Origin of the sequence: Rhodococcus sp. NPDC019647, from assembly GCF_044389235.1 — a bacterium.
GTDB lineage: Bacteria > Actinomycetota > Actinomycetes > Mycobacteriales > Mycobacteriaceae > Rhodococcus_F > Rhodococcus_F oxybenzonivorans.
The window spans coordinates 1-4,702 of record NZ_JBIRXS010000067.1 but is presented as its reverse complement, the minus strand read 5'-3'; the positions used below and the strand labels follow the sequence as shown (position 1 = coordinate 4,702).

Annotated in this window: 3 protein-coding genes; all 3 read left to right on the top strand. The window is 67.5% G+C overall.

Annotated elements, in window-relative coordinates:
• The first annotated feature begins 136 nt into the window (after window positions 1-136).
• From ACH49N_RS38840 to ACH49N_RS38830, 3 genes are read left to right on the top strand one after another with little or no spacing between them, the layout of a single operon-like run.
• Window positions 137-1,303 (top strand): tyrosine-type recombinase/integrase, encoded by a 1,167-nt coding sequence (locus tag ACH49N_RS38840; RefSeq protein WP_358278803.1) that lies wholly within the window; start codon window positions 137-139, stop codon window positions 1,301-1,303.
• Window positions 1,300-3,864 carry a tyrosine-type recombinase/integrase gene (locus ACH49N_RS38835; protein ID WP_317747704.1) on the top strand — a complete coding sequence of 855 codons (2,565 nt, stop codon included), beginning with the start codon at window positions 1,300-1,302 and terminating at the stop codon, window positions 3,862-3,864. The genes ACH49N_RS38840 and ACH49N_RS38835 overlap by 4 nt, the downstream gene beginning before the upstream one ends.
• Window positions 3,861-4,520 (top strand): DUF6262 family protein, encoded by a 660-nt coding sequence (locus ACH49N_RS38830; protein ID WP_317747703.1) that lies wholly within the window; start codon window positions 3,861-3,863, stop codon window positions 4,518-4,520. Before ACH49N_RS38835 ends, ACH49N_RS38830 begins: the two co-directional genes overlap by 4 nt.
• The last annotated feature ends 182 nt before the right edge of the window (window positions 4,521-4,702 follow it).

Below are 4,702 nucleotides of genomic sequence, written 5' to 3'. Positions count from 1 at the left end.
GCCGACGTGCTGATCGTCGACTTTACTTCTCGCCCGTGCGGCGTGGTGCACGTGTGTTCCGAGGTCGATAGGGGACCGTGGCACGCACAGTGTCCGCGACGGTCGGCCACCGGGAAGGGTGGTCCGGGTGGTCTCGATGGTGCTGGACGATTTGCGGGTGCAACGCGTCGATCATGCGGGCGGGCGTCGGTCCTACTTGGTCCTGGACGTGGCGTCCGGCCGTGTTCACCGCCGGGCCGACAAATATTTGGCTGGACTGGGCGAGGGCACCCAGCGCACGTACGCCTACCACTTGGTGGACCATCTGCGGTGGTTACGGACCACCGGAGAATGCGAGGACCGGGTGAGTATCGAGGATCTCGCGCGGTATATGGCGCTGTGCGGTGCCCAGCACACGGGCCCGTTGGGGATCCCGTGGCGGGCGACGCCGCTGAGCCCGTCCGCCCTGGACGTGCGCGCGGCCTGCCTGAAGGGCTACTACCTCGACGTGACGGACAGGGAGAACGTCAATCCTGTTCTCAGGTCCGCATTCTCGGTTCGGCGCCTGCCGACCGGGAGAGATCGGGACCGCTCGATGCTCGGCCATGTGCCCACGTCGATGGCGTCCAACCCGCTCTCGCACGGGGCCGCGCCGCGGAGTCATCCGCGAATGCTGCCGCACGGGGCCGCCGACGCCCTGCTCGGCGCGGTGCGAACGGCCCGGGATCGGATGATCGTGACCTGGCTTCGCGATTCGGGCATGCGGATCGGTGAGCTGTGCGGGCTGTGGTTCTGTGATCTGCATCTGAGCCGGGACCACCCCTGCGGTGAACGCAGCGGTCCGCACGCGCATCTCGTGAAGCGGATCAACCCGAACCGGGCCGCCGCGAAGCGCGGATTCCCGGCCACCGTCGTGGACGGGATCATCACCGGCGGGATTGTGCGCAGGGCCAGCCCCGCCATGGTCGCCAGCTACCACGAGTACCTCGCCGAGGACTATCACCGGGTCCGGGCACTGGCCGACAGTGACCTCGTCCTTGTCCAACTGGCCGGGCAGCGGGTCGGTGCCGGTCTCAGTACCCACGGGGCCCGGCAGATGATCGACCGCGCCGGCCGCAGAGCCGGGCTGGGTAGGGTCAGGCCGCACGCCTTCCGCCACACCTGGGCCACCGCGCTCACCGAGGCGACCGGGGGCAACACCAAGGCGGTCGCCGACGAAGGCGGCTGGACCAGCTCCCAGACGGTGGAGGACACCTACGCCCACCTGGCCGGGGACCCGACGTTGCAGGCGGCACTGGACCACATCTGGGCGGAGCAGCTATGAGCGTGGTCCAGTCCGTCGGCTCGGTCGACGACCTGTTCCGCCTGGATCCGCTGGCTCGCTTCGAAGCGCTGATCGCGGGCAAGAACTTCCCCGATCACCTACGGCGGGAGCCGATCGTCTTCGACATGCAGGACCCGATCTACGGCTACTTCTGCGGCGTGCATGGATGTGCGCTGCCCGCCACCCATCCGCAATGGTGGTGCGCCCGGCATGGTGACGAGCGCCTGGGTGCGCTCCGTCGGGGTGTCGGGGAAGCCGCATGGAAGAGCGCCGCGGTCGCGTTTCCCGCCAACGACGTGCGCGTGTCGACGGGAGCGCGACGGCCGACATGTCGTTTCTGCCCCGACCGTGACGCGGTCGCCGGTGATTTGTGCCGGCGCCACGACGCCCTGCACGTGATAGGGCGGCGTCGAGCCGGTGTCGGCTTCGTCGAGGAAGCGTGGGTCGCCCGTCAGGTCAGCCTTCCCGGCGTCGGTGACTGCCGGATAGCCAAGTGCCTACGCCGGGCCGAGCGGGAGCCGAGGCTGTGCCCGACCCACCGAAAGGCATGGGTGTCCGCCGGATCACCTTGCGACACCGGCATGGCGGCGTGGTTGTCGCGGGCCAGTGGGGAATTGAACACCGGAATCGTGTTCCTCGGTGGGCTTGCACCGCTGCTCGCCGCCGAAATCCGGTACGGATTATGGGCACACACCACCAGCGCTGCACCGGCCCGGTGGCATCCGACGTGGCTTCGGACGCTGGTCAAATCGTGCACCCTGATGGGTGTCGGCTCCCTGCTCGAGCTGGACGCGAACAACATGGCGTGGAGCAGGCAAGCGGGCACCATCAACCGCATCGTGCAGGGACTGCGCACCGACATCGACCCGATCCATCACTCCCGCAGCGACACCCGCGAACTCGGCTACCTCGACACCAACTACTGGGGGTTCCGGTTTCCCGATCGCCGCTCGGTGTTCGACCTCACCTCGATCGGGCAGCGGTGGCTTCGCAACCTGACCTGGGACTACTTCGCTGACCTGCTCGACGGGCCGAACCGCCCCCGTACCCAGGGAGTCGTCGAGCAGGTGCGCCGTTCGATCGTGTGCTTCAGCACCTACCTGACCGACTGCGATCCCGACCGGGGACAGCGCCCGGCGGCGCTGAACCGGGCCACCGCCCAGGGTTTCGTCGCGGACTTCACCCGCCGCGTCGCCAACCACCAACCGAGCCGGGGTGTGTTCAACAAGGACGGAACCGCCTCCACGGCCACCGATCTCAGCTACTCCCTGACCATCAACGCACTACGGCGGGTGATGCGCGCGGCGATGGACGGCGGGACCGCGGCGGCGATCGGGCTACCCCGGGAATTCATCGTCGCCCTGCCCTTCGGTGGCGCCACCTCGGTCCGCAACCCCCGGCCGTTCAGCGATGAGGTACTGCGAGCGCTGAGCGATCCGGCCAACATCGCGTTGCTGCAGGATGTGGATCCCCACGACGGGGGCCTGGCCGACATCTGGTCCATTCAGGTGCGGTGCGGGCGCCGCATCAGCGAGGTCGTCAAACTGCGCTGGGACTGTGCGAGCGAACACCTGGGCCGGACCTGGCTGTGGGTGGATATGACCAAGGTCGGCAAGCTCGACTACGCCGTCCAGATCCCCCGCGACGTCTACGACCTCATCGTGGCCCGCCAAGCGAAGACGGAGCGTCGGTTCCGGCTCAAGCACGGCACCGATCCCACCGCAGCCCAGCGCCGCACGATCGCGTTGTTCCCCAGCCGGGTCAGCAACCCCTCCTTCGAGCGTTCCCTGTCCACCTCGACGTTCACGGCGGCGTTCAAGGCCTGGATCGGGTCGGACACGATGCGGATCCCCGGCCACACCACCCATCAGGCCCGTCATACCCTCGCCACCCGCCTCGTTCACGCCGGGGCCAGCATGACCCACGTCAAACGGGTCCTCGGCCAGGTCTCCGAGCGGATGGGTGAGTCCTACGTGCTCATCGCCGGGTCACAGGTCGAGCCCTTCCTGCAGCAGGTGTGGGTTACCGGTCCCGGCGCCGCCCGGCCCGGCGAGATTGTGCTCACCCCCACCGTCACCGAGACGGACGCCGCCCAACGACTGCTCGTCGACCTGGCCGCGATCCCCACCGAACACGGTCTGTGCACCTTCAAACCGGTTGTCGGCGGCTTCGATTGCCCATTCGCCCGCAACTGTCATTCCTGTGAGCATTTCGTGCTGACCGGCGCCGACTACGGCTACTGGAAACGGCAGGAACAACGCTGGGCAACTCTCGCCGAAGGCGCCCCCGACGAGGGCACCCGCGACTACATTTACACCACCTTCGCCAAGAGCTCCCAAGCGCTGGCCGGGCTGGAGAAAGCGCTACTTGCGCTCGGCCTGCTCGACCGGGCCAAGGACCTCGACCTGCGGAGCCCACAGCAGGACTTCTTCGACCCGCTCTGGCGCCACGGCTGGCGCACCGGCGATCTGGTGCAGATCGGCGCCTCCCACCCGACGGCAGAACCCACCGACGTCCGTGCGGACATCCACACCGAGCACGACGCGAGCAGGCCGTCATGACCAGCACGGTGACCCGCCCCCGCACACCCAAACCCGCACCGCGACAAGCCATCGACGCCCGTAAGCGTGACGCCGCCGTCAAGGTCGCGGCGGTACAGAAGAGCGTCAAAGCCCTCGGCCGCACCGGTGCACCGATCACACGCTCCGCTGTCGCAACGCTGGCCGGGGTATCCCGCTCGTTCACCTACCAGAACGAGACCGCGAACTCGATCATCACCGAGGCCCAATCGACGTCGCAAGCTCGGGCACGGGGCCACGTCGAGGTGTTGACGGCACAACAGGAAGCGTCCTGGCGTGAACGGGCACTCAACGCCGAAGATCGGTCACGTGCCCTTCGCCGGGAACTCACCGTGCAGCACCAACTCGTCGCCGACCTGCTGGGCCAGTTGCGCGACCCCGACGGGACCTGGCTCGAACACGATCGCAACCGGCTCCGTGACGAGAATGAACGCCTCCTCGTGGGCCGAAACGAGCTTCTCGTCGAACGTGACGAGCTCCTGCGCAAACTTCGCGGCGCCCGCGCCAACGTCTCCCGCCTCAACCATGATCGCGTCAAGGAACTCTTTCCCCAAGGTCCAGGCCCGGACCGTGACGCAGACGGAATCACTCCGACCATCACGACGATGACAACGAGCTCACTCGCCGTGCCCGACTGAAGAAGAGCGTTCCACACCCCTTCCGGGCTGAACACGCTATCGGCAGTGCCCGACGTGGTGACCGTGACCCAGCAGCGCTCATAACTCGGGCCGCCGAATGTCAGTCGCACACATGTATGACACAGCGCTTCAGACTTCTGACGTGGCATTGTGCCCCAGAATCTTTCGGGCTGAGCAGTGAA

Coding starts and splice junctions, on each gene's coding strand:
- ACH49N_RS38830 (WP_317747703.1), top strand. CDS start 3,861: ATGACCAGCACGGTGACCCGCCCCCGCACACCCAAACCCGCACCGCGA.
- ACH49N_RS38835 (WP_317747704.1), top strand. CDS start 1,300: ATGAGCGTGGTCCAGTCCGTCGGCTCGGTCGACGACCTGTTCCGCCTG.
- ACH49N_RS38840 (WP_358278803.1), top strand. CDS start 137: ATGGTGCTGGACGATTTGCGGGTGCAACGCGTCGATCATGCGGGCGGG.